Consider the following 22,835-nt stretch of genomic DNA (forward strand, 5'->3'; position numbering starts at 1 on the left):
CGCATGAGATAATGATGGGTACAGGCATTGCTTCTATCTGGTTGTGCATATGTCAGATACGCGCAGGCGTAGGGAACACATTGCGAACGCATTCTCTGCGCGCAAGCTGAGAGATTCCGCCAGTGAACGGGCCGCCAACGATATCCGTCATTACTCAGGCTCCATCATGCCACAGTACCTCATTTTTACAGACCTTGACGGCTGCCTTCTGGACAGCCAGAGCTATTCATTTGACGCCGCGCGTCCCGCGCTTGAGGAGATCCAGGCCCGCAATATTCCCGTGGTGCTGGTTTCCAGCAAAACACGGGCTGAAATCGAGCCCTTGCGCGAACAACTCAATCACCACGACCCGTTCATCGTCGAAAACGGCGGGGCGATTGTGGTTCCACTCGGCACGTTTGATTTTCCGCTCGACCGGACACGACGGCGGGAGGATTACCAGATCATTGAATTTGGAACTCCCTATGCCATGCTGCGGGACGTGCTCAAACAAATCGAAGAGGCGGTCTGCACCCCGCTGAAAGGGTTCGGCGACCTTTCCATCGACGAACTCATGCGTGCAACGGGATTAAACCGGGAGGCGGCGATACGGGCGAAGCTGCGGGAGTATGACGAGCCCTACCTGGTGGCAGGACCTCCGTCCATTGCCGAAGAGGTCGGCCGGCAAATCATGCTCCGTGGATTGCGCTGGACAAAGGGGGGGCGGTTTTTCCACCTCACCGGATCTCACGACAAGGGTCTGGCTGTGTTGCGCCTACTCGAATGCTATCGAGAACGCTGGCACAGGGAAAACAGGCTCGATCACATCGTGACTATCGGCATCGGCGATAACATGAACGATCTTCCGCTCTTGCTCGCGGTCGATCATCCCGTGCTGGTTCAGAAGGGGGACGGCTCGTATGATCCCGGCATCTCGCTTCCGCGCTTGATCCGGGCACCGGGCGTGGGACCGGTGGGATGGAACGCCGCCGTGCTCCAGCTCCTGGCGCACACGGGTCAGGAGGCCGGCACCCGGACAGGATCAGGACGATTTCCTGCCTGAAAAGACCGTGGCGTCGCAGGAAAGGTACTTGATCTGCTTGATCGGAACCAGGATCATTTCCCGCGGCGACTCCACGTAAATAAACTCCTGGTCCTCGGACAACCGATGGCTGACCGCATCCTTGATAAGCAACTCTTGATTGTCCACAAACACCACTTTCACCCAGTATTGCACCGTGTCACTCCTTCCCTAGACACCGACTGAACACAACCCGCACTGAAGACCGCGCGATTATACTGATCCGTTTTGCACCCTGGCAACTTGCCAGCAGGACGAGGCCTTGAGTAGAGTATCCGCGGAAGATCCTTCTTGCGGAAAAGACCTCATGCACGAATGCCATCCAGCCCTCCGTCCACGGTCCGAACGACGCCTGGCAGGCCGCTGGATCTTCGCCTGCCTCTGCCTCACTGCTTCCTGTGCGATTCTGTTCGATAACGTCCCGGCCCAGGTGATGGGCGATGAAGCGGAACTGACTCGCCTGCGCAACAAAGCCGAAGATGCCATGGCCGCCGACGATCCCGACGGAGCCGCGATGATGATGGGGCGGGCCGCGCTGCTTTCAGCGCAAATGGCCAAGAAACGGGAGGGCATTTCCGGGGTGGTCTCCAGGCGGATGGAATCGCTCTTTCGATCCCAGGAACATACCTATCGCGCGATGAGCCTCTTTCGGCGAGCCGGCAATCAGCTGCCGGCTTCATCCGGCGTCTGCGGAAGTCTCAGCCTGGCGCTCACCAGCCTGCGTCAGGCCGCAGAGCCGATTGGCGATCTCCCCTCGCCGCCCCCGACTCCCCGCTTGCCCGAGGACGTGGCGCAGCTCACTGAGACCGTCGAGACGTGGATGACGGTCGTCGCATCCATGATTGCCGAGTACCAGTGCCCGTGAGGCTGCCTGCGCCCTTCGATCGCTCAGTCTTCTTCTGGATTGATGATGTGCAATCCGGCCGTCTTGGAAGCCGCCAGCAACTGCGTATCGGCGCTCACGACGGTCAGTCGCAAGGGCTTCAGCTCCAACGCCAGTGCCAGGTGCATCACCTGCGCCGCTCGCAGAAAGGGATATTCCAACGCCAATTCCTTGGTGGCCAAGTAGGTGGCCATCGTGGGCGCAATAAACTGATAGAGGCCATCCTTTGACTCAATCTCAAACTTATGGATCACCGAGTAACAGTCATCGCGGGTGATGTCACCCTGTTGCGCCCGATTCGCCAGCGTCGTGTAAAACTCGGTGACGGTCCAGGTGGGAAGAATGGCCACCTTTCCCCGTTTGACCATCAGCTTGTTGACGATACGGGTTCCACGCTCCATGCTGTAGCGCTTCACGAGCGCCGAGGAGTCGAAGTAATAGTACGGCATTCGCTAGACCCTCCCCTTCAAAATCACCGCGGCCAAGGGTCCCTGGAGCTTGGAGAGCCTGTCTTGTAGCTCATCAAGCGGCACTTCCTCATACCCCTGTTTCCGCAAGGTCTCGGCCAGGTTGGCCTGATTGAACGCCGCCGTATCTTCCTTCAACCGGTCCCCCAGGCGCCGCTTGGCCAGACGACTGGAGAGCTTGCGGCCCGGCTTGGTCAGCCCGCGTCCGCGGCTCCGTGGGGCGCGGCCCATCGATTTTTCTGTAGGCTGTGTCACAGTGCTGATTCCCTCCTCGTTAGAATGAAGGTGGCGTGGCTGGCCCCGGCGTGACCGGGAGCGGATCTCGTGGACACCCGGCCGGTGGTGCAGCGGCAGCCGGTAACGGCGCCTCTCCAAATACATGAGAAGCGATGGCTTTGGCAAGGTCTGAGGAAAATTCCTGTTGAATCACCCGCAGGGCTTTCGCCGTCGCCTCACGATCGGAGAGGTGGCCTTCCTTCCCTCCCCTCGACAGGGCTCCGAGGACACGTTGCGAAACGGACTCCACCACTTCAAAGTCGCTGCACCACCGGACGTACTTGAATTTCGGATCCCCCACTTCGATGGGCCAAATCCGCACGGTCCCGCGGACCAGCAACTCCGGAGCCGCCCCGTCCCCGTTCACCGCACGATGCGTCACGTGCAGGCCCTCCCGAATCAATCCCTCGGTGAGCGACCGTTGAATGGGCTCCGCATGGTCGCCGGCCACTTCGACGGCCAACAGGAGATTGGCCGAAAGAAACTGATCCAGTTCGTTGGTCAGATCATTCACATGGTAAGCGGACGGACTTCCCTGTCCGGATGGCCGGATGACGCGCAGATCCGCGTTATACGCCTCCCGCATCACCAGGGTCCTTGTGGCACGACGGAGATCGCGCACCTTGGTCAACTTGTCGGCCGTCTGGCGGGCGTCCGTCAGATCGGACTCAATCGCCCGATCGAGTTCGCGCATCTTCTCCAGCAGCGCGGTTTCCCCCTGCCCCCGGTGCATCCCGGCCAGCACGTAATGCAACCCTTTCGACGCGTCGTACCAGGCGTCCAGCACTGTCACATTCTCGAGCACTTTATCGGTGGAGACCTTCGTAATCGTGTCCAGCGTCAATCGTCGCTCGGCATTCGACCCTCCCCGGGTCTCGACAAGCAGGTAGGACTCCCAATCCTTGGCTTGAGCCGCCACCTCAGCCTTAAAAATTCTGGCGACCGCCGCATAGGCCTGGTCGGAGGCCGCACTCTTGCTTGCCGACTGTCCTTCGCCAAGCAGGTATTGAGACGACGAGAACTCCGCACTCCCGCCGTCCACCCATGCCGGTTTGGCCTTTCCCCCGAACCAGGAACAGCCGGTGAGCGCGAGCCCTCCGAGGAGTCCGAGAAGGAGAACGCGGGCGCCGCGCCGCGAAGCAGGAACGATCCGTGTCATTGCATCACCCGCTGAATCAGGACGGTGGTTTGTCCGGGGACCAGCGTGAGTGTGCGTCCGGAGTCTTTGGTATTACTCTCCCCACGCCCGACGAGCTGAACCGACGCCTGGTACCGCCCGGGTGCAACCCAGGCCCGTGTGATATGAATTTCATCCGGGAGAGTCTGCCAACTGCGTTTGTCCGCTTCTTCGGAGGCCACAGCCCATCCTTTCGTCAGCACACCGACAATGAGTCCCACCCAGGGGCCCGCATCTTTGCCCGCCGCTTGCTGCGCCCCTCGCGTCGCCCCCTCCGCCATGGCAAACTTCCCCGCCGCACGGGCCACCGCCTTCATCGCAATTCCCGGCAGCCGGTCCGCCAGACTCTTCTCGGCCAGGGCGGTGATGTTCTGGCCCAGCTCCGAACGGACGGCCATCTGACGGCCGGCATCATCCGTCAGCATCAGCTGCTCCGCAGCCACGTGCGTTTTGTGGGAAATCAATTGCGGCAGGGCCACGCGTACCACGCGTCCACTGAGGCCGTACAGCACGCTATCCACCCCTCGATTCTGCTGTCGCGCGCCTTGCGAAAACCCGCGGTTCAATAGCACGAGCTGCAACGCATTCAGACTGACCGGCAAGTCAAGATAGCGGTCCTCTTTGCGCGGGGCGCGGCCATTATAGCTGATCAGCACGACCTGAGCGAGATCCCGGACCGCCTCATAAGACCGCCACGTCGTGTCCGGAAACAACCGGCGGTACTCTTCGAACTCCGTGGTGAGATGCAACGCCTCGGACGTCCGCAACAGATCGGCGCGCAACTGACCCGGCGCCGGGGTGCGCGCCCACCCGCTCATCGCCTCATAAGCCTCGTAGGCCTTGCGGTAGGCGATGAACGCGTTGTTTATGTCGCCCGCGGACTCGTAGAGGATGCCCGTCAGGTACCGTGCAAATCCATCCTCCCTGTACGTAGCTTTATCATTGACCTTATCCGACAACACATTGAGCCGGTGATCGATGCGCCGCGCTTCAACCAGCGATTCCTCCAGCTGTCCTTGGGCCGCGTAGTTCAAGGCCTTCAAGACGTTGATCATGACATGTTCGTAGGCATCCCCTTCGTACGGAAGCGTGTTGTCGTTGGTGAGAAACGCGGCGGTTTCCGAACGGATCGACCTGGTATAGAGCCGCTCGATTTCTTCATCGGCCTGTTCGAGCACGGCATTGCTCTGCTGATAGTCTCCCGCCAGTTGCAGCATCATGCCCCGGTCCATCCCGTAGAGCAGCCGACTCTTGCTCCCGTAGGACTCCTCGGCCTGCCGGACGATGGCGTCAGCCTGTTTCGCGTCGCCGGCTAACAGACTTTGCTCGATCAGCGCATACCGGTTGAGAGGGGGCCCGCACGCCGTCAGCAGCAGCGCGACGGCCAGCAGGCTGAAACAGGAGAGCGATGAGGCAGCGCTCCGCCGCACAAGACCGTTCCGGGCAGAGCGTGAGAGGAGAGAGCTCAACGGAATCCGCTGATACCTAGCAAGTGGTTGGCAAACGACTTACGGGCTTCAACACCATGAGGTCCAGGCACTCACACAATCGTTCACGACTCTTCACAGGCTGTTCAGAAAGGCCGTCCAGCAAGGCCGCAACCAGCGAAGAGGCGAGGCGTACGCGGTTGGTACGTTGAGCCTCTGAGCGCCGCGAGAACGCCACTGGCGGGCTTTATCAACAGCCTGTTAGAATATCGTGCGTTTCTTCTCAATGACTTTCTTAATCTTCTTTTGTCCGTACCAGACCTTGGCATTGCTTTCCAGATCCACCATCTGCAGATCGATCTGGTAAAAGACCGCCTTGGTGCCGTCGGCTTCGTCGAGGATCGTGGAGATCGTCCCCTTCATCATGTAATCGGCGCCGATCTCTTTTCCCGGGGATTTTTGCGTATCCTCGCGCGCATACATCGCCTGCTCTTTTCGTTCCGTGCGCAGCTCTTCCCGCTCCCCTTTTCCCGCCACGAAGGTCACTTTCTGGGAATTGGTCAACTCACGTTCAAGATCCGTCACGAATGTCTGGATGCTGATATGCTCGTGACTGCTGTTCAGGATGGTGCCGACCACCACCACGGGCTGGCGTTGCTTACCCTGCGTAAAATTTCCCAGCCAGGGATAGGCGAGCGCTTCCTTGACCATGGTTTCCGCCACCATGCGGGAATCCGTATCGTTCCATCGGCCGCTCAAGTCGGTCACGACCCCGGCATCGACTCGTGTAATCGTGGTTTCGTGCCCGCACCCCGACACCGCGAGCCACACCGCCGCCACCACCCCCAGCCATCCGTGTTTCAATCCCATCACGCCTGCCCCTCCAGGAGAAACAGTTCCCGCACGTTCATCCGGCCTTCACGCAGAACCTTACCGGTTCATCCGCTTGTCTTCTTCTTTTTCGAGCCGATCAAACATCTTGTCGGCGTTCTTCCTCACGAAATCGCGGACATCCTTGTTGAGTTCTTTGGCCTGCTCCAGATTGTTCTTCATATCTTCTAAGTTCAATTTGGTCAGCACATAGTAGGTATTCGTCTTTTCATCCTTATAGCGATCGATCGGCCGCACACCGCTGAGCGTCACGGTGGTGATCGTCTTGATGGCCCGTTCGACGTTCTGCTCTTCCGTGTTGCGTGTGAAATCACCCGCCGTCGTCGAAGCGGCATAATCCCGCATCAGATAGCCGGTGTATGTTTCAAAGGTCTTCGCAATCTCCGCCCGCCCCCGATTCTCCGCCGTATCCCAGGCCAGCGGCTCATTCCGGACCCCGACCACCGAGCCCACCCCATAGAACGCCTTGTTGTCCTTTTCATTGAAGGCTCCGGATCCTTTTTGTACCCAGTTTGGCGGACCACCGCATGCAGCGAGCCCGATCAAGAGAGCCATGGCAAGCCCGCCGCCGGCCACTCTCTTCACACATGCCTGTGCTGTAGCCATCTGATCCTCCTTCGTCACGAAATTGGGGGTGATCATCCGCGTGTCAGCAAGTCGAGAATTTACCTGGATTCATGCTAACATGCGTGTCCAGATGCGTCAACGAAACGACCGGTTTCCGGTTGGCGGACACAAGAAATTTCTCGCGCAGTAGCGCCTGACATCCGCAACGACGCAACGCTCACAGGGGGAGGAACTCACCGTGGCCGACGTTCAGATAGAAGACGGTATCATCAAGATCGCCAATCTCGACATTCAAGACCCGAAGGCCGCTGCCGTCCTTGCGGAATACCCGCAAGTCCGCTGGGCGGAAATCACACGGCGTGCATTGAAAATCGGGTTGGGCTATCTCAAGGGCGGAGGAAAGGATTAACGCCTTGTGGCGGCGTCGGCTTCTCGCACCACCGCCTTCGCGCGGGAGTGGCTCCCGCCCAATTCCAGATAGCGACGAAAGGCCTCGACTGACTTCGGCTGATCATTGAGGTGATCGGCATAGAGCGTCCCGAGAGAGAAATAGACGTCCTGATAACCGGGATTCACCTTCAGCGCCTGCAACAGAGCCTGTTCCGCTTCCACGAAGCTGCCCCGTTTTTCATAGATCAAGCCGAGCGTGTAGGAAGAGTCCGGATTATCCGGCGCGTGCTGGACGGCAAGTTGCCCGGCTACCAGCGCCTCATCGAGGTTCGGAAGCACCTCCAGGAGAAGATAGCTCTTGAGCACATAGGCGTCGCCGAAGGCCGGATTGTACTCAATCGCGCGATTCAAACGCTCCAGCGCCTCATCAGCCCGCTTTCCCTCCTGAAGCAACGCGAACGCCTGCTCATACTGCGCCTTGGCCGCCTGCTGCCGTTCCGCCGGTGTCTGGGGGCCGGCGCCCAGGATAAAGGCGCTCTTTCGCCCTTCGACCAACACCGTATCCCCGTCGCCATCAAGCCGGGCGCTGATCGGATGCTGTTTGCCCTGCGACAGGCCTGCAATTTCCTGCTCCAGGTAGGCGCCAAGTTCCGACGCCATCAACCAGCCGTTCTTATTGAGGTCGGCGGCACCCTGCAATCCGGTAAGCAGCGCCGTCGCAAAGAGGCTCTTTCCTCCGGGACGGAGCGACACTTCGCCTTTGTCTCCCGCCGTGATAACCTGTGCCGCCCGCCGCTCCGTATCCTCTTCCGGCGATACCCGACCTTCCAGAGAAAGTTGTTGAGGCGCAGTGGTTTCCCACCCTCTGACCGCCGCGTCAATGATCAGCAGGGTATGTTTTGAAGCAGACCGGCGGGTGAATTCCTTGAGCTGCTCGAAGGTCACCGACTTCGCAACATTGTTCACCTGCGCATCCCACGGAACGAGATAGCCGAGATCTTTCCCATCGGCGTCCTGGGTAACCCCGGCATGACCGGCATAAAACACGACCAGCCGATCCATCCGACCGACCTTCCTGGGAAGGAAATTCGTGAACACTTGCTGAAGGTGCCGGAAACTGGCGTCCTTGTCATACACCTCAAGGACTTCATCGAACCCCATTTGGCGAAACGCCTGAGCCACCGTCTTGGCGTCGTTCACCGCACCGGGAATCGGCGGCGCCAGGAGATAGTTTTCAACGCCGATGACGACGGCCCAGGATTTATAATAGAGTCCTTCCGGCTTTCCCAGTTGGGCATGAGCCGGTTGGATTCCCACACACACGGCCACCAGAGCCCCAGCGACGGAAAGGCTCAAGGCGCGCGGGATTCGCGGGAACAGACGTGGGATGAGTCGAAGAGAAATTGGCATGACCGGCTCCGGGTCAGACTACCCCTCCGCTGCTGCGGCTGTCAAGAAATCAGGCCCCCGGCTTCAACGTCGCCCATTCCCGGCGGAACCGATGGCCTCAAAGATCCGCTCGCTTCAGGGTTGCAGGGAAGGCCACCTTTCTCCATAATTGCGCAACGATCGTTCAGTGATTGACCGAGGAGGCACGTGCGTCATGAGTGAACAAATCGAGACCCTCTTGAAGGAAAGCCGAACCTATCACCCGACCGACAAGACCAAAGCCGCCGCCTATATTCAGGATTATGACGCCGAATACAAGAAATCGATCGCTGATCCGGAGGCCTTCTGGAGCGGCGTCGCCAAAGAATTAGACTGGTTCACCCCCTGGAGTAAAGTCCTGGAATGGAACTACCCCCTGGCCAAATGGTTTGTGGGGGCCACCTGCAATATTTCCTACAACTGCCTCGATCGCCACGTACAAGGCGGCCGCAAAAACAAAGTGGCCGTCATCTGGGTCGGCGAGAACGATCAAGAACGGGTCTTCACCTATGGCGAGTTGTATCGCCAGGTGAATCGCTGCGCCAACGCGCTCAAGGCCCTGGGATTGAAGAAAGGTGACCGAGTCACGATCTATCTTCCCAAGATTCCGGAGCAGATCATCGCCATGCTCGCCTGCGCGCGCATCGGGCTGATCCACAGTGTCGTGTATTCCGGCTTCAGCGCGCCGGCCCTCGCCAGCCGCATTCAGGATGCGGAAGCACGGGCGGTCATTACCGCCGATGTCGGCTATGACCGCGGGAAGGTCATTCAGCTGAAAAGCGTCGTCGATGAGGCCCTGGCCAATTGCGGCACGGTGGAAAGCGTGGTGGTCGTGCGCCGCCAGACGCCGGCGATTCCTCTCTCGTCACCCAAAGAACTCGATTGGGCGGACTGGCTCAAGGGCGAGAAACCCGTCTGCGAAGCGGAACGTCTGGACGCCGAAGATCCGCTCTACATCCTCTATACCTCCGGCACCACCGGCAAGCCGAAAGGCGTCGTCCATGTCCACGGCGGCTACATGGTTGGCACCTATATCACCTCGAAATATGTCTTCGACTTGAAGGAGGACGACGTGTATTTCTGTGTCGCCGACCCCGGGTGGGTCACCGGCCACAGCTACATCGTCTATGGCCCGCTCTTGAACGGCGCGACGATCCTCACCGCCGAAGGGAAGCCTGACTATCCCAATCCCGGACGCTGGTGGGATTTGATCGAGCGCTACGGCGTCTCGATTTTCTACACCACGCCGACCGCCATTCGCCTGCTCATGCGCTACGGGGAAGACTGGCCGAAGAAATCCGACCTCTCGACGTTGCGCATTCTCGGCAGCGTCGGCGAGCCGATCAATCCGGAAGCCTGGGAGTGGTTCCATCGCGTCACCGGCGGCGACAAGCCGATCATGGATACCTGGTGGCAAACGGAGACCGGCTCCATTCTCATCACCCCCCTGCCGACCGTTCCGCTGAAACCCGGTTCTGCCACCAGGCCGTTCCTCGGCATCGAGGCCGACGTGGTGGATCGCCAGGGCAACAGCCTCCCGGCGAACGCGGGCGGCTTCGCGGTGATCAAGAAACCCTGGCCATCCATGATGCGGACGATCTACAAAGACCCGGAGCGGTACAAGGTTTACTGGAACACGATCCCCAACTGCTATACCGCCGGCGATGTCTGCCACAAGGACGCCGACGGCTACATGTGGTTCATGGGCCGCGCCGATGACGTCATCAAAGTCGCCGGGAACCGGCTGGGCACCGCCGAAGTGGAAAGCGCCCTGGTCAGCCACCCTGCCGTAGCCGAAGCAGCAGTCATCGGCAAGCCGCACAAGACCGTCGGCGAGTCCATCAAGGCCTTCATCATCCTGAAGCAGGGAGAAAAAGAGAGCCCTGAACTGATCCAGTCGATCAAAGATCAGGTCAAGGCCGAGCTTGGAAAGATCGGGGTCCCGGCTGAAATCGACATCGTCCAATCCTTACCCAAAACCCGCTCCGGAAAGATCATGCGGCGCGTGCTGAAGGCCAAAGAGCTGGGCCAGGACCCTGGAGATATTTCCACCATCGAGGAATAACCGGATCGTGAACATCGACCCGGCATCGATGGCCTCACACTCCATAACCATGGCAGGATTCGCAGGGGCTGGCTCTCGCAGCCGGCCCCCGCGGAGACTCGCTTAAGAAGGCAAGAACACCAGACCCTCGACATCATTATTTCCAACACCAGGCCTTATGCTACACCAACACCATCGCACCGCTATCCACCGGCCGGCCTTGGGCGCCTCTCTGTTCCTGATCGGACTCTGCACCTGGTCCGCCACGGAAACACCGGCAGCACAATCTCTCACAGCCCAGGAATCGGCTCTGCCGAATCAGCCGGCGTCGCAGGACAGCCTCGCCGCGTTGCTGCTCAACGCGCAAGAGATGCAGGCCCACGGGGACCTGAAAGGTGCCATTAAGACGGCTCGACAGGTGCTTGAACGCCAGCCGAATCAGACAGAGGCTCGCTATCTCCTGGCAACGGCGCTGGAAGAGGCCCACGATCGAGATGGCGCAATCAAAGAATATGAGACCATCGTCATACAGGCCCCGGACCATCTCCAGAGTCATTTTCGCCTCGGCCTCCTCTACGAACAACGAGGAGAACACAGCGCCGCCATTCGAGCCTTCAGCGCCGTCTTGCGCCTCAACCCCGAGCACGTCGCCGCCCGGTTCAATATCGGCCTGGCCTTCCGCAAAGCCGGCGATCAGGACTGGGCCAAACGCCACTTCGAAGTCCTCCTGAAGCAGGACCCAGGCCATACCGGCGCTCATACCACCCTGGGCAACATCTATTACGAGCAAGGGAACCTCGCGCAGGCCATCGAGGAATATCGCGCCGCGCTGGCCGCCGAACCGGGACATCCGCGAGCCCGCCGCAACCTCGCTCTGACACTGAAACGGAAAGGCGATCTGCCACAGGCCTTGGCCGAATATCGTGAGGCCCTCAAGATCCAGAATACCGACCCCACGCTCCATATCGAATACGCCGAAACACTTCGATCCACCGGCCAAAAGGCCGAAGCAGCCAAAGCCTACCAGCAGGCCCTCGCGGTTCTCCCGCACACCGGAGATCAATTGGAAATGCGAACCCGCGTTGAAGCGCAACTGCAGGAGCTCGGGGTTGAGGGGAAAAAATAGCGTAGGAGAGGACGATCAAAGGCTCAGTTGGGATTCAGGTAGGTAGCGGCGCGCACGATGCGGTTATGAATGATGTCGGGCTTGCTCGGGCCTTTGTAACTCGCATAAACGATGATAGCCTGACCGTTCTCTGTCCTTTTTCTGACAGGAAGAGACATACAGTGCACTTGCCGCTCAACCTTTGTGTCATGGCCTGCGAACCCCGCTAACGCGTCCATGTAAGTGCCTACCTGTTCATGGACGAAGTCTATGTACTCACGGATCACATCGTCGAACTTCTCGCTCGCCGCGTCGGTCATGGCAACAGCGTCGGGCTCCTGCGCACCCTAACGACCCCTCATAAGCTGCGGACGAGGCGCGTCGGCGCAAGCCGACGGCCGAGGACGTCAGCTTCATGCAGTGGTTAGCTGGCGCCATTCGCTCTCCAACTGCCCGTAGACCACATGGTCCAGGAAGCTGGTGGTGATCCAGTGGCTCTCCCGGCGCATTCCTTCCAAGCGGAAGCCCAGCCGCTCAGGGATCACCCGACTGGCCTGGTTAGCCACGACGCATTGCATTTCGACCCAATGCAAACGCTCGATGTGGAACAGGTAGTTGCGGACGGCACCGGCGCTCCGTGTGGCTAGGCCGCGGCCCAGAAATCCTGTGCCCAGCCAATAGCCAATCTCCGCGTTCCGATTCTGGCGATGGATGTACCAGCAAACGCAGCCGCCGGCCAGCTCTCCTTGGGTTCAGATCCCTAGATGAAATCCATTCCCCTCCTGCTCTTGGGTCTGAAAGCGGGCGATGAGGGCGTCCACGTCCCCGATGGTCTGGACGGGAGCCGACCAGCGCAGCCAACGATCAAGGTGGTCGCGGTTCTTCAGAATGAGGGAATGGACAACGGGCGAGTCAGCCGGATTGAGTGGGCGTAGGAGGGTCTGGCTATCGAGGGCTATTGGGTCCATGCGAGCCTTGAGAGGAACTCTTAGCGCCAGCTAACACCCAGATAAGCTGCGGCGGCGGTGAAACGCGAGACCGCGCCGCGAGGCGCAGTCAGCTTCATCTGGGTGTTGGGCGGCCTTGAGCGGCTAAGCCTGACGAAGAACACCGTGAAACACCTCTGCGCCCACTACTTGACCGCTCTCGTTGAACCTGAGGTTCTCGGAGACGCTCTTGGTGTGTCCATCGACTTTCAACGTGTAGATGATGGCGACCTCGCGACGTATGGGATCCCACAGCACGTGATCAACGCTGAACCGAAGTGAGCCGATCTGCCGCAGAGCCGCGAGCCAATACGCCCGAAGCGCGGCCTTGCCACGGACCGTGGCGGAGCCCACTACCGCGAGGGCTGTGGGGCTCGTGAACACGATGTCCTCGTGGAAATGGTCGAGCACGGTCTCGACGGAACGGTCATTCCAGGCCTGCGCCCAGCGAACTACGAAGGCCTCAACGTCCTCGCGCGTCATCGCCATAGGTCCGCCCAACAATGTTTAGGCCGATCCGCATAAGACCCGCATCTGCCAATTTTTGTCCGTATAAGACGCCGTGGAATCTCACGTCGGCCCACAGGGAGCCAATCATGCGACGTGCTGCTGAATACGCCGCTCGATTTCCTCCCCGACGGCCCGCTTCGCCACACGCAGATCGAACTCACTTTGGAGCCCCATCCAGAGATCCGACGACGTTCCTAAATACCGGCTCAAGCGAAGCGCCGTATCGGCCGTGATGGCACGCTTTCCGTTGACGATCGCGCTGATCCGCCCCGGCGATACGTGGATCTCGCGGGCAAGCCGGTTGATGCTGATCCCCATCGGCTCCATGAAATCCTCGAACAAAATCTCTCCTGGATGAATCGGCTCAAGCAACCGTTTGCGCGCCATGCCACACCTCAATGATAATCCACAATCTCAACGTCACAGGCATCGCCCTGATCCCACACAAAACAAATCCGCCACTGGTCATTGATTCGAATACAGTGTTGCCCCTTTCGATTCCCTCTCAACGCTTCCAAACGATTCCCCGGCGGAACACGCAGATCATCGAGCGATTTCGCCCGATGCAACACTAAGAGTTTCCTTCTGGCTATCCGCTCAAACGCACGAAAGCGCGGTACATCTTCATCGGCAAACAACGACTCGGTCGCCATTGATCGGAATGACCGTATCATCGGGCGTCAGTCTATTCCGCTACGCGGCATAGGTCAAGCAGCGCACCCGCGTTGTTCCCACTTGCCTAACAAAACCTCGACCTCCCCTCGCCCCTCCTTACGAAGGAGGGGAAACGACGCGGGGTATTACTAGGATCGCCGAAGAACGTGAGCGCAGAGATTCCGCATGCTAGACGAGATCGTCAAATCAGCCCGCGTTTTTGCAGATAGTCTTTGTCGATGATGGGCGTGCTTTTCGGAAGCTGGCTGCGTTCCTGGAGGAGGCGTTCGACGTATTTGCCGATGAGGTCGGATTCGAGATTGACGGGATCGTTGACCTGCTTGAGCCCAAGGGTGGTGACTTTGGCGGTGTGCGGGATGATGGCGACGGAAAACCCCTTATCGTTCACTTCGTTGATCGTCAGGCTGATGCCATCGACCGTGATCGAGCCCTTCACGACACAATAGCGCAGGGTTTCCGGTGGAGCTTCGATCGTGAAGAAAATCGCGTTCCCTTCCTGATGCCGGCTGCGAATCGTGCCGACTCCATCGACATGCCCCGCGACGAGATGGCCGCCGATCCGCTCGTTCAGCTTCATCGCCCGTTCGAGATTCACCGGCGCCCCGGCGGTGAGGTGCCCGAGCGTCGTCACCGAAAGCGTTTCCGGCGACACTTCGACGGTGAAATTGCGTTCGTCGTTGGTGACCACGGTGAGACAGGTCCCGTTCACGCTGACGCTGTCGCCGATCTTGAGATCGCCCATGACCAGTGACGCCAGGATGGTCATCCTCGTCCCAGCCAGCGTCTTGTCCAACGACATGACCGCGCCCATTTCCTCCACAATTCCGGTAAACATCAGTCTTCCCTCTTGATGATCCGCCTCGCGGCATACACAACGGCTACGAGCAACAACACGGCACCGATCGCAGTCAGCACACCGATGACCATATCTTCGGTCGAATGAGTGTTCATGGCGGCGCCATTATAGCACCGGGCTACTTATTCCTCATCGTCAGCCAGAATGCGGCGGCGGCCACAAGCTGGATGCCAGCGATGATCGCGAAAGCGCTGGAGTAGCTCATGCGCTCGATGAGCACGCCGGCCAGCAGTGGCCCGCTGGCGTGGCCGATATCCATGATCGTCCCCTGCATGCCCATCCCCGCCCCCAACGTCTTGAACTCGGAACTGTCGGCCACCAGTGCGGAGGAGGAGGACGACACCACGGCTTCACCGAATCCGAAACCGGCCGACAGCAGCAGCAGGACGGGAAACAGCGCGACATGGGGCATGCAGACGAATGTGGCCGCACAGATCAGCAGGCCGACCACGATCAGCGGCTGCCGCCCCATTCTGTCCGACACCCGCCCCATGATCGGCTTGGAGAAGAACGAGGTCGCGGCTTGGACAGTGAACAAGAGCCCCACTTCGCCGGGATTTAACCCTGCGGCCACGCCGTAGAGCGGCAGAAACGCCATCAAGGCCCCGTTGGCGATCATTTTCGCGCCGTCGGTGGAACTCGTGATGAGGACCTTTCGATTCCGCGCGACGACGACGAACCCCTTCCACATATCGGCCAGCAGCGGCTGCATCCCCTTCTGCTGGACCCGCGGCGTCGCCACATCCAAATGCAGGCTGTAGAACAGCACGATCGCCACGCAGCCAAATATGCCTGCCGTCACGAACGACCAATTGAATCCGGCCGCATAAACGAGGTACCCGCCGATGAACGGACCAAGCAGCGCGCCGGACTGGGTGCAGGCCGTATAGGTGCCGAGCGCGGCCCCGCGCCGTTCACGATAGAGTTCCGCCACCGTCGCCAATGCGCTAGGGGCAAAGATCGCCGTCGCCAACCCATGCACGAACCGCAGCGCGGTCAGGGTATTCAGGTCGGTGATGAACGGATAGAGGAACGGCGGCAGACCGAACGCCACGACGCCGATCCGCAACAGGAAGCGGCGGCCATAGATATCGGACAGCGCACCGGACGGGAGTTTGAGGAGGACGCCGGTCAGCGTCGAGACCGAGACGATCAAGCCGATGCGCTCAGGGCCTGCCCCCAGCGATTCGGCGAACAGGGCCAGCACCGGCATCCGCACCATGTTGTAGCTGATGAAGCAGAAAATCCCGACGGTACAGATCAGCAGAAAACTGCGCGACGCGGTCATTTGGATGGCTGATCCTTCTGTGGGGCACTGATAGATGCGTGCATGCCGGCCAGCGCCTCTTGCAGGAAGACGACATCCTCCGGAGGCAATGCCGGGGGATCCATCGCTTCGAAGAGGACACGGCGGGGATTCCGCCGCATCTCCAGCCCGAGTCGATTGACCGCCTCGACCCCTTTCGTCAGCTTGCGCGTGATCGTACTGCTCACCAACGGCCGCACCAAAGACACCAGTCCCGCGAGCAGGCGATTGTCCAATCTCGTATAGGCCACGAGCGTCGTCTCGACCACGTCATGGCCTACGGCATCTTTGCCGGGACTCATGTGAAGCAAGACCACCGCCTTCCCCACGATATGCCGCAGCAGCGCGCTGTCGTGCGTTCCTTCCAGATAGTACATCCGATGCGTCCGGTCCTGATAGACCAACTCCACGAGTCCCGAGGTGCCCTCCCCGTCAGTTCCCCAATACCGCCCCGGTCCCCGCTCCTCTGCCTTGTACAACCCCAATTCGAGACGATTGACCAGGGCCGCCGCGGTCGGAGGACGGTCCAACAAATAGACATAGAGCGACTCCGGCAACGGCGTTCGGATAGGGCCGACCTTATTGGCGGTCGTGAAATCCTCAATGATCGGTTGGAGACGGCAGGCCCAGCCGGCCTCAACTTGTTCGACCGGAAACGCGACCCCGGCATGCCGAGGAGGCAAGCGGCAGGATTCCGCCAGCGCAGACGGCGATTGTACGCTACCCAACAACACCGCCAGCAGCGTGCCCCGCACCCCCCACATGACTTGGACCGGGATCATGGCGCCGGCTTCGAAACCTGAACGGCAAGCTGCACCGGAAAGAGCTGGCGGGCATCCTGACGCAGACGCGCCTGCCGCAGGAGCGTCTCGACCGTGGGCGTGAGCATCCCCTCGAATGACACCTGCTTATTGGTGACCACGGTAACCGGCTTGGAGAGATCGACCAGTTGATCGTTCAAAAACAGTGTGTACCGCTGCACCAGACCCGTTTCGACTTCAATGCGGTTAGGCGCCGTCACCGATGCGTCCAGCCGGGCATAGCGTTTCTTCTTGGTGAGCTCATCGCGCTTGGAAACGAGATCTTCGGCAAACGCGGCGATCGCATCGGTGGCATCGATCCTGACCCAGCCGAAGGGCTGGAAGTGACTGGCCTCCCGCACCAGCGTGATCATGGTGGGAAGCGGATTCCGTCGCTGGACATTGAACCAGGCGACGAGGTCGGGCAGCTCTTCGCGGGGGAAGAAATGGCCGCCGGCCATGGGATGCTCTCGCTGATGTTCGCGATAGACATGCGGGTAACCGATTGCCGCCAGCTCGCGCGAGATCGACCGGCTCAGTTCGACCGGCATCACCTGATCCTTCGCCCCGTGAATGATATAGACCGGCGTATTGCGCAGATTGGCGAGGAAGGGCATGAGCACATCGTCGAGGCCACTGGCCATCGGCGCGAGGCCGGCGAAACGCGGCGCGTGGTGCATCCCGATCAACCAGGTGCCGATGCCGCCATTCGACATACCGGTGAGAAAGATGCGATCAGGATCGATATGGTACCTGGTCTGGACCAATTGAATGAGGGCAAGTACCAATTCCTCCGCTGATCTGGTGAACCAGGCTCCGGAGGGATAGGTCGGGCAGACGAGAACATAATCGTCCCCCAATCGGCTCTGCCACCGTTCAAGATAGGCGTCACCGGAAAATCCCGCTCCATGCAGACAGACTACCAGCCCATAGCCCTTCGCCGGCTGATAGGTGAGCGGGACTGAGAGCGCATAGTGATAGGGCCGCTCGCGAACGACAATCTGCTCCTCCGCCATCGTCCCGACCGGCTGCGGATCATAGGATCGGCCGGTCTGAATAGTGCGGCTGATCAGGTCGATGGTGGCTCCCGGATCTGCGAGCAGCCGCTGAAGCACCGCCTCTGCCTTCTCGCCATCAGGCTCATCGAGGTAGGAGAAGACATCGGCGGTCAGGTCCGGGAGCTGCGGGGAAGCCTCTGTTGCGTCGGCAGCCTCTCCAGCCAGGCACAAGGTCCAGAGCAACGCCAGGCAACACAGCCATCGCAGGACAACGCCGATATTTACTTGAGTGGGCATAGGTGCATTATAAGTCACCTTCGACGACAACATCAGCCCCTAACGACCTGGTTCGCACCTGCTTCAACTTCCACGCATCGGCCAGGCGACGGGGACTCGTTCCTCCGATCACCCCCTTGGATTGGGTTCCCCCAAGAAGAGTCGGAGCAACATATAAACGGACATGGTTGACCAGTTTCGATCGAAGAAATGCGGCATTCAGCTCCGCGCCACCCTCCACCATCACTGAGATCATACCCCGTTGGCCAAGGATTGCGAGGAGCTGTTTCAGCGACACACGCTCTCGCTCCCCGGGAAGCACCAGCACTTCAATCCCCTGTTTCTCGAACGAGCGTAGACGAGCCTTCGGCGCAGCCTTGGTTGTGGCGATCACGGTCTTTGCCTGGCTTTGTTGTCCAAGAATCTTTGCCGAACGGGGGATGCGCAGACGGCTATCAATCACAATCCGGCAGGGTTGTGTGGCGGCCAGTGCGGTCAATCTCGGCGGCCGGCGCGCAGTCAGTGAGGGATCATCCCGAAGGACCGTACCAATGCCTACGATCACCGCATCGACGGCGCTCCGCAGGCGATGAACTTCCCGGCGAGACTGAAGCCCGGTGATCCACTTCGACTCGCCGCCCGCCGTCGCAATCTGTCCGTCCAAAGTCATGCCGGCTTTCAAGATCGCATACGGCCGTTTGGTGCGGACCCAATGACGATAGGCGCGATTGAGCTCTTCCGCTCCCTGCCGCGCCACTCCGACGGTCACTTGAATGCCGGCACGGCGCAACTGCGAGATCCCTTTCCCTCGCACCAGCGGGTTGGGATCGACCATCGCGACGACGACACGGCGCACGCCGGACTGGATCACCGTCGGCGCACAGGGAGGCGTCCGCTTGTTGAGATGACTACAGGGCTCAAGCGTGACATAGAGCGTCGCTCCTCTGGCACGAGGCCCGGCTTGTCGGAGGGCGAGCGCTTCGGCATGTGCTTGTCCGGCTGCGTGATGGTAGGCTTGGCCGACGATACGGCCTTTGGAGATGACGAGGGCCCCAACCATCGGGTTGGGGCTGGTCTTGCCGCGGCCCTTTTCCGCAAGCCGAAGGGCCAGTGTCATGTACTGGAGGTCGCGTGGCTGAACAGTTCCCGAAGCCCCTGGTCTTACCGGCAGCATCATTCCGCGCCACCACAAGGGGCCTGAGTCATGTAGCGAAGAGCTTGAGACTGATCCGTTCCCGAATCCCCTGATCTTACCCGCGACATCATCCCGCCCCACAGCGAAGGGCCTGTGTCATGTAGTGAAGGTCGTGGGTACGGTCCGTCACCGTTTTTTACGTCTCACGGGTGACTTCTTGCGCGCTTGCTTAGCCGGCTTGGCCGGCTTAGCGGGCTTCGAGACTTTCGCGGCTTTCGCCGCCTTTACTCGTACCGGCGCGGCTTTCTTGGAGGCAGCCGGCTTGGCGTCGCCTTCGGCGATCGCGGCCTGCGCCGCCGCCAGTCGTGCAATCGCCACGCGGAAAGGCGAACAGCTCACATAATCCAAGCCCAACTGGTGGCAGAACTCAACGGAACTCGGATCACCGCCATGCTCACCGCAAATCCCGAGCTTGATGCCGGGCCTGGTCTGGCGTCCCCCGGCGATCGCCGTCTTCATCAACGCCCCGACACCCTCGCGATCGAGGACGGCGAACGGATCGGACTCCATGATCTTCACCGTCTTATAATGATCGATGAACTTGGCGGCATCGTCGCGGGAGAACCCGAACGTGGTTTGCGTGAGGTCGTTGGTCCCGAATGAGAAGAATTCCGCTTCCTGCGCAATGCGATCGGCCGTCACCGCCGCGCGGGGCAGCTCGATCATCGTCCCCACCAGATACGAGAGCTTGACGTTATAACGCTTCATGGTCTCCTGCGCGACTTCGCGCACAAGATCTTTTTGCGACTTCATTTCCGACACCATGCCGACCAGCGGAATCATGATTTCCGGCACGATCTTCTTGCCCTCTTTGACCAGCTCACAGGCCGCTTCCATGATGGCTCTGGCCTGCATGCGGGTGATCTCCGGCATCGTGATTCCGAGACGGCATCCGCGCAGCCCCAGCATGGGATTGAACTCGTGCAGTTCCTCAACCCGCGCCAGCAAGCGCCGTTTCTCTTCCATCTTGGCGCCATCGGCCCCGGTCAACTCCAGTTGCGCGATTTCGACCATCAGTTCCTCGCGTTTCGGCAGGAACTCGTGCAACGGCGGATCGAGCAACCGGATCGTCACCGGGAAGCCATGCATTTCACGATAGAGCCCAATAAAGTCGGCCTTCTGGAGCGGCAGGAGCTGATCGAGAAACTTTTCCCGTTCCTCTCTCGTCCGCGCCAGGATCATTTTCTGCATGATCGGAATCCGGTCCTCGGCGAAGAACATATGCTCAGTGCGGCAGAGGCCGATGCCCTCGGCGCCGAAGCCGCGCGCAATCTTCGCCTGGTCGGGCACATCCGCGTTCGCGCGAACCCGGAGCGTCCGCATGCTGTCCGCCCACGAGAGGATCGTCGAGAACAACTGGTACTTCTCCGACTTCTTCGGATCCAGCTTGCCTTGGACCACCTGAATGATCTCGGATTCCATCACGGGAATGTCGCCGTCATAGACATTTCCCGTCGAGCCGTTCACGGAGATGTAATCGCCTTCATGAAAGACCTTGGCGCCGATCCTGACGGACTGGTTGTCGATGACTTCCACCGCCTCGCATCCTGCCACGCAGACTTTACCCATCTGCCTGGCCACCACCGCCGCATGCGACGTCATGCCGCCGCGGGCCGTGACAAAACCGGTTGCGGCATTCATCCCGTGAATGTCATCCGGGCTCGTTTCTTCCCGCACCAGCACCACCCGCTCCCCCGCCGCTTTCATCTCGACCGCGCGATCAGGGGTCAGGGCGATCTTTCCGGCAGACGCCCCGGGCCCGGCGGGCAAGCCTTTGCCCAATGGAGTCGCGCTGGACTCTGATTTAGTGTCGAAAATGGGATAGAGATACTGGGACAACTGCTCCGGCCCCACTCGCTGCACCGCTTCGCGTTTCGAGATAAGCCCTTCCTTGACCATTTCGACGGCAATACGGACCGCCGAAATGCCGGTCCGCTTTCCGACGCGCGTTTGCAGCATGTAGAGCTTGCCCTCCTGGATCGTAAATTCCAGGTCGAGCATGTCGCGGTAGTGCTTCTCCAGTTTCTTGTAGGTTGTCTCCAGCTCCTTATAAGCAGCCGGCACGGTGCGCCCGAGCTCGGTCACCGGCAGCGGCGTGCGGATGCCCGCCACCACATCTTCCCCTTGGGCATTCATCAAACATTCGCCGAAAAACTTCCGTTCGCCGGTATTGGGATCCCGCGTGAAGGCGACGCCGGTGCCGCTGGTGTCGCCCATGTTTCCAAACACCATCGCCACCACGTTGATCGCAGTCCCCCAGTGGTCAGGAATGCCGTTCAGCCTGCGATAGGTAATGGCCCGGGCGCCGTTCCAGGATGAGAACACGGCATTGATCGCCATCCGCAGCTGGTCGTTCGGATCGTCCGGGAAGTCCTTGCCCGTCTCTTCCTTAACGAGCGACTTGAAGCGCTCCACGAGATCGCGCAAGGCGCCCGCGTCCAATTGCGTCTCGTGCGCCACGCCCATTTCTTCTTTTTTGTGATTCAGAATGGCTTCGAAATGCTCGCGCGGCACTCCCATCACGATGCTGCCGAACATGGTGATGAACCGGCGGTAGCTGTCCTGCGCAAACCGCTCGTTGCGCGTCTTGGCCGCAAGACCTTCGACCGTCTTGAGCGTCAGACCGACGTTTAAGACGGTATCCATCATGCCGGGCATCGAGGCGCGCGCGCCGGAACGCACGGACACGAGCAGCGGCTTTTCCGGATCGCCGAACCCCATCCCCATCGACCGTTCCACCCGCTTGAGCGACGCCAACGCCGCATCCCACATGCCGGGCGGATACTTCTTCCCGAGCTTGTAATATTCGACACAGGCTTCGGTCGTGATCGTAAAACCAGGCGGGACAGAAATACCGAGGTTGGTCATCTCCGCCAGGCCGGCGCCTTTCCCGCCCAGCAGCTCTTTCATGTTCGAGGTGCCTTCCGCCTTGCCGTCACCGAAGTAGTACACGTATTTCTTTGCCACGCCTGACTCTCCTTTGCGATCGACTCAACGCATCTACGCTGATGGTCTGGTTGCAGCTAATTCGAGTTGAAGCCGGTAGCGATTCACGAGATAGCGGCGCGTCATCATGCCGAACAGGATAATCGCCGCGACAAACCCCACAAACCACACAAGGCGGTAATCAGCCTGGACGCCGCGGTCCACATAGTACCGGCCATCGGGGCCCTGGCGCACTTGGGTATTCTTATCCAAGACATGAGGTTTGCCTGTCGGATCCGACAAGTTGATCCACTCAGAACAGAGGCGGATGGGCTCCGTGGCTCCCTTCAGACGCTGCCAGCTCAACCGGAGACAGACATCCGATTGTGGATCGAACCGGTCCGGCGTCTTCACCAACTCATCCAGGTTGACGCCGCTCACCCACATGCCGAAGAGGAACATCCCGTTGCAGACCAGAATCAGGACGACTGTCACCCCTCTGGCAAAGCGTCGAACCCGTGCACGGCGTGAGGCATCGTCATCGTCCGCCCCGGTCCCGACTTTGGATGCGGAATCCTGCGCCATGACTCCAT

Annotated in this window: 26 protein-coding genes; 6 read left to right on the plus strand and 20 right to left on the minus strand. The window is 60.1% G+C overall.

Features of this window, described 5'->3' with window-relative positions:
• The first annotated feature begins 166 nt into the window (after nt 1–166).
• The gene (locus ACO9S2_RS01330) at nt 167–1,042 is read left to right on the plus strand and encodes an HAD-IIB family hydrolase (protein WP_423719960.1); all 876 of its coding nucleotides are present in this window, start codon (nt 167–169) and stop codon (nt 1,040–1,042) included.
• Here the strand turns inward: ACO9S2_RS01330 and ACO9S2_RS01335 are convergent.
• Nucleotides 1,022–1,216, minus strand: coding sequence for a hypothetical protein (locus ACO9S2_RS01335; RefSeq protein WP_423719961.1), 195 nt, complete (start codon nt 1,214–1,216; stop codon nt 1,022–1,024). The genes ACO9S2_RS01330 and ACO9S2_RS01335 overlap by 21 nt on opposite strands.
• Nucleotides 1,217–1,322: 106 nt before the next feature.
• Between ACO9S2_RS01335 and ACO9S2_RS01340 the strand changes: the two genes are divergently transcribed.
• Nucleotides 1,323–1,925, plus strand: coding sequence for a hypothetical protein (locus tag ACO9S2_RS01340; RefSeq protein ID WP_423719963.1), 603 nt, complete (start codon nt 1,323–1,325; stop codon nt 1,923–1,925).
• 23 nt (nt 1,926–1,948) lie between these two features.
• Here the strand turns inward: ACO9S2_RS01340 and ACO9S2_RS01345 are convergent, their stop codons facing one another.
• The 6 genes from ACO9S2_RS01345 to ACO9S2_RS01370 all read right to left on the minus strand — a co-directional run bounded on the left by ACO9S2_RS01345 (nt 1,949) and on the right by ACO9S2_RS01370 (nt 6,787).
• A complete protein-coding gene (locus ACO9S2_RS01345; protein ID WP_423719964.1) occupies nt 1,949–2,392 on the minus strand; it encodes a type II toxin-antitoxin system VapC family toxin in 444 nt (147 codons plus the stop codon).
• A 3-nt stretch (nt 2,393–2,395) separates the two neighbouring features.
• Complete coding sequence (locus ACO9S2_RS01350) at nt 2,396–2,665, minus strand: hypothetical protein (RefSeq protein WP_423719965.1); 270 nt, start codon at nt 2,663–2,665, stop codon at nt 2,396–2,398.
• A 19-nt stretch (nt 2,666–2,684) separates the two neighbouring features.
• Nucleotides 2,685–3,845, minus strand: coding sequence for an LPP20 family lipoprotein (locus ACO9S2_RS01355; protein ID WP_423719967.1), 1,161 nt, complete (start codon nt 3,843–3,845; stop codon nt 2,685–2,687).
• Nucleotides 3,842–5,293 carry a COG3014 family protein gene (locus ACO9S2_RS01360; protein WP_423719968.1) on the minus strand — a complete coding sequence of 484 codons (1,452 nt, stop codon included), beginning with the start codon at nt 5,291–5,293 and terminating at the stop codon, nt 3,842–3,844. The genes ACO9S2_RS01355 and ACO9S2_RS01360 overlap by 4 nt, the downstream gene beginning before the upstream one ends.
• Before the next feature lie 258 nt (nt 5,294–5,551).
• Complete coding sequence (locus tag ACO9S2_RS01365; protein ID WP_423719969.1) at nt 5,552–6,160, minus strand: penicillin-binding protein activator LpoB; 609 nt, start codon at nt 6,158–6,160, stop codon at nt 5,552–5,554.
• 60 nt (nt 6,161–6,220) lie between these two features.
• Nucleotides 6,221–6,787: a hypothetical protein gene (locus ACO9S2_RS01370; protein WP_423719970.1), complete on the minus strand. Its 567-nt coding sequence runs from the start codon at nt 6,785–6,787 to the stop codon at nt 6,221–6,223.
• A gap of 199 nt (nt 6,788–6,986) precedes the next feature.
• On the opposite strand from ACO9S2_RS01370, the gene ACO9S2_RS01375 reads away from it, so the two are divergent.
• Complete coding sequence (locus tag ACO9S2_RS01375; protein ID WP_423719971.1) at nt 6,987–7,157, plus strand: hypothetical protein; 171 nt, start codon at nt 6,987–6,989, stop codon at nt 7,155–7,157.
• Here ACO9S2_RS01375 and ACO9S2_RS01380 read toward each other — a convergent pair.
• Nucleotides 7,154–8,548 (minus strand): caspase family protein, encoded by a 1,395-nt coding sequence (locus tag ACO9S2_RS01380; RefSeq protein ID WP_423719972.1) that lies wholly within the window; start codon nt 8,546–8,548, stop codon nt 7,154–7,156. The two genes, ACO9S2_RS01375 and ACO9S2_RS01380, sit on opposite strands and share 4 nt — an antisense overlap.
• Nucleotides 8,549–8,741: 193 nt before the next feature.
• On the opposite strand from ACO9S2_RS01380, the gene acs reads away from it, so the two are divergent.
• Nucleotides 8,742–10,631 carry an acetate--CoA ligase gene (gene acs, locus ACO9S2_RS01385; protein WP_423719974.1) on the plus strand — a complete coding sequence of 630 codons (1,890 nt, stop codon included), beginning with the start codon at nt 8,742–8,744 and terminating at the stop codon, nt 10,629–10,631.
• Nucleotides 10,632–10,788: 157 nt separating this feature from the next.
• Nucleotides 10,789–11,736: a tetratricopeptide repeat protein gene (locus tag ACO9S2_RS01390; protein ID WP_423719975.1), complete on the plus strand. Its 948-nt coding sequence runs from the start codon at nt 10,789–10,791 to the stop codon at nt 11,734–11,736.
• Between the two features lie 23 nt (nt 11,737–11,759).
• Here the strand turns inward: ACO9S2_RS01390 and ACO9S2_RS01395 are convergent, their stop codons facing one another.
• Entirely contained in the window at nt 11,760–12,035 is a 276-nt protein-coding gene (locus tag ACO9S2_RS01395) for a hypothetical protein (RefSeq protein ID WP_423719976.1), read from the minus strand.
• A 93-nt stretch (nt 12,036–12,128) separates the two neighbouring features.
• Nucleotides 12,129–12,455, minus strand: coding sequence for a GNAT family N-acetyltransferase (locus ACO9S2_RS01400; protein ID WP_423720691.1), 327 nt, complete (start codon nt 12,453–12,455; stop codon nt 12,129–12,131).
• Between the two features lie 24 nt (nt 12,456–12,479).
• On the opposite strand from ACO9S2_RS01400, the gene ACO9S2_RS01405 reads away from it, so the two are divergent.
• The gene (locus ACO9S2_RS01405; RefSeq protein ID WP_423719978.1) at nt 12,480–12,650 is read left to right on the plus strand and encodes a hypothetical protein; all 171 of its coding nucleotides are present in this window, start codon (nt 12,480–12,482) and stop codon (nt 12,648–12,650) included.
• Nucleotides 12,651–12,806: 156 nt separating this feature from the next.
• On the opposite strand, the gene ACO9S2_RS01410 is transcribed toward ACO9S2_RS01405, so the two are convergent.
• The 10 genes from ACO9S2_RS01410 to ACO9S2_RS01455 all read right to left on the minus strand — a co-directional run bounded on the left by ACO9S2_RS01410 (nt 12,807) and on the right by ACO9S2_RS01455 (nt 22,827).
• Entirely contained in the window at nt 12,807–13,190 is a 384-nt protein-coding gene (locus tag ACO9S2_RS01410) for a nuclear transport factor 2 family protein (RefSeq protein ID WP_423719980.1), read from the minus strand.
• Nucleotides 13,191–13,295: 105 nt separating this feature from the next.
• The gene (locus tag ACO9S2_RS01415) at nt 13,296–13,598 is read right to left on the minus strand and encodes a HigA family addiction module antitoxin (protein WP_423719981.1); all 303 of its coding nucleotides are present in this window, start codon (nt 13,596–13,598) and stop codon (nt 13,296–13,298) included.
• Between the two features lie 8 nt (nt 13,599–13,606).
• Nucleotides 13,607–13,885, minus strand: a complete 279-nt coding sequence (locus ACO9S2_RS01420; RefSeq protein WP_423719982.1) for a type II toxin-antitoxin system RelE/ParE family toxin — start codon at nt 13,883–13,885, stop codon at nt 13,607–13,609.
• A gap of 182 nt (nt 13,886–14,067) precedes the next feature.
• Nucleotides 14,068–14,721 (minus strand): riboflavin synthase, encoded by a 654-nt coding sequence (locus ACO9S2_RS01425; protein ID WP_423719983.1) that lies wholly within the window; start codon nt 14,719–14,721, stop codon nt 14,068–14,070.
• Between the two features lie 139 nt (nt 14,722–14,860).
• Nucleotides 14,861–16,030, minus strand: coding sequence for an MFS transporter (locus tag ACO9S2_RS01430; RefSeq protein WP_423719984.1), 1,170 nt, complete (start codon nt 16,028–16,030; stop codon nt 14,861–14,863).
• Nucleotides 16,027–16,830, minus strand: a complete 804-nt coding sequence (locus ACO9S2_RS01435) for a hypothetical protein (protein ID WP_423719985.1) — start codon at nt 16,828–16,830, stop codon at nt 16,027–16,029. Before ACO9S2_RS01435 ends, ACO9S2_RS01430 begins: the two co-directional genes overlap by 4 nt.
• Entirely contained in the window at nt 16,827–18,143 is a 1,317-nt protein-coding gene (locus ACO9S2_RS01440) for a hypothetical protein (RefSeq protein WP_423719987.1), read from the minus strand. The genes ACO9S2_RS01435 and ACO9S2_RS01440 overlap by 4 nt, the downstream gene beginning before the upstream one ends.
• Nucleotides 18,144–18,150: 7 nt before the next feature.
• Entirely contained in the window at nt 18,151–19,239 is a 1,089-nt protein-coding gene (gene ribD / locus ACO9S2_RS01445) for a bifunctional diaminohydroxyphosphoribosylaminopyrimidine deaminase/5-amino-6-(5-phosphoribosylamino)uracil reductase RibD (protein ID WP_423719988.1), read from the minus strand.
• Nucleotides 19,240–19,443: 204 nt separating this feature from the next.
• A complete protein-coding gene (gene ppdK, locus ACO9S2_RS01450) occupies nt 19,444–22,284 on the minus strand; it encodes a pyruvate, phosphate dikinase (RefSeq protein ID WP_423719990.1) in 2,841 nt (946 codons plus the stop codon).
• A 33-nt stretch (nt 22,285–22,317) separates the two neighbouring features.
• The gene (locus ACO9S2_RS01455; RefSeq protein WP_423719991.1) at nt 22,318–22,827 is read right to left on the minus strand and encodes a hypothetical protein; all 510 of its coding nucleotides are present in this window, start codon (nt 22,825–22,827) and stop codon (nt 22,318–22,320) included.
• Nucleotides 22,828–22,835 lie beyond the last annotated feature (8 nt).

This window comes from Nitrospira sp. NS4, from assembly GCF_049546785.1.
GTDB lineage: Bacteria > Nitrospirota > Nitrospiria > Nitrospirales > Nitrospiraceae > Nitrospira_D.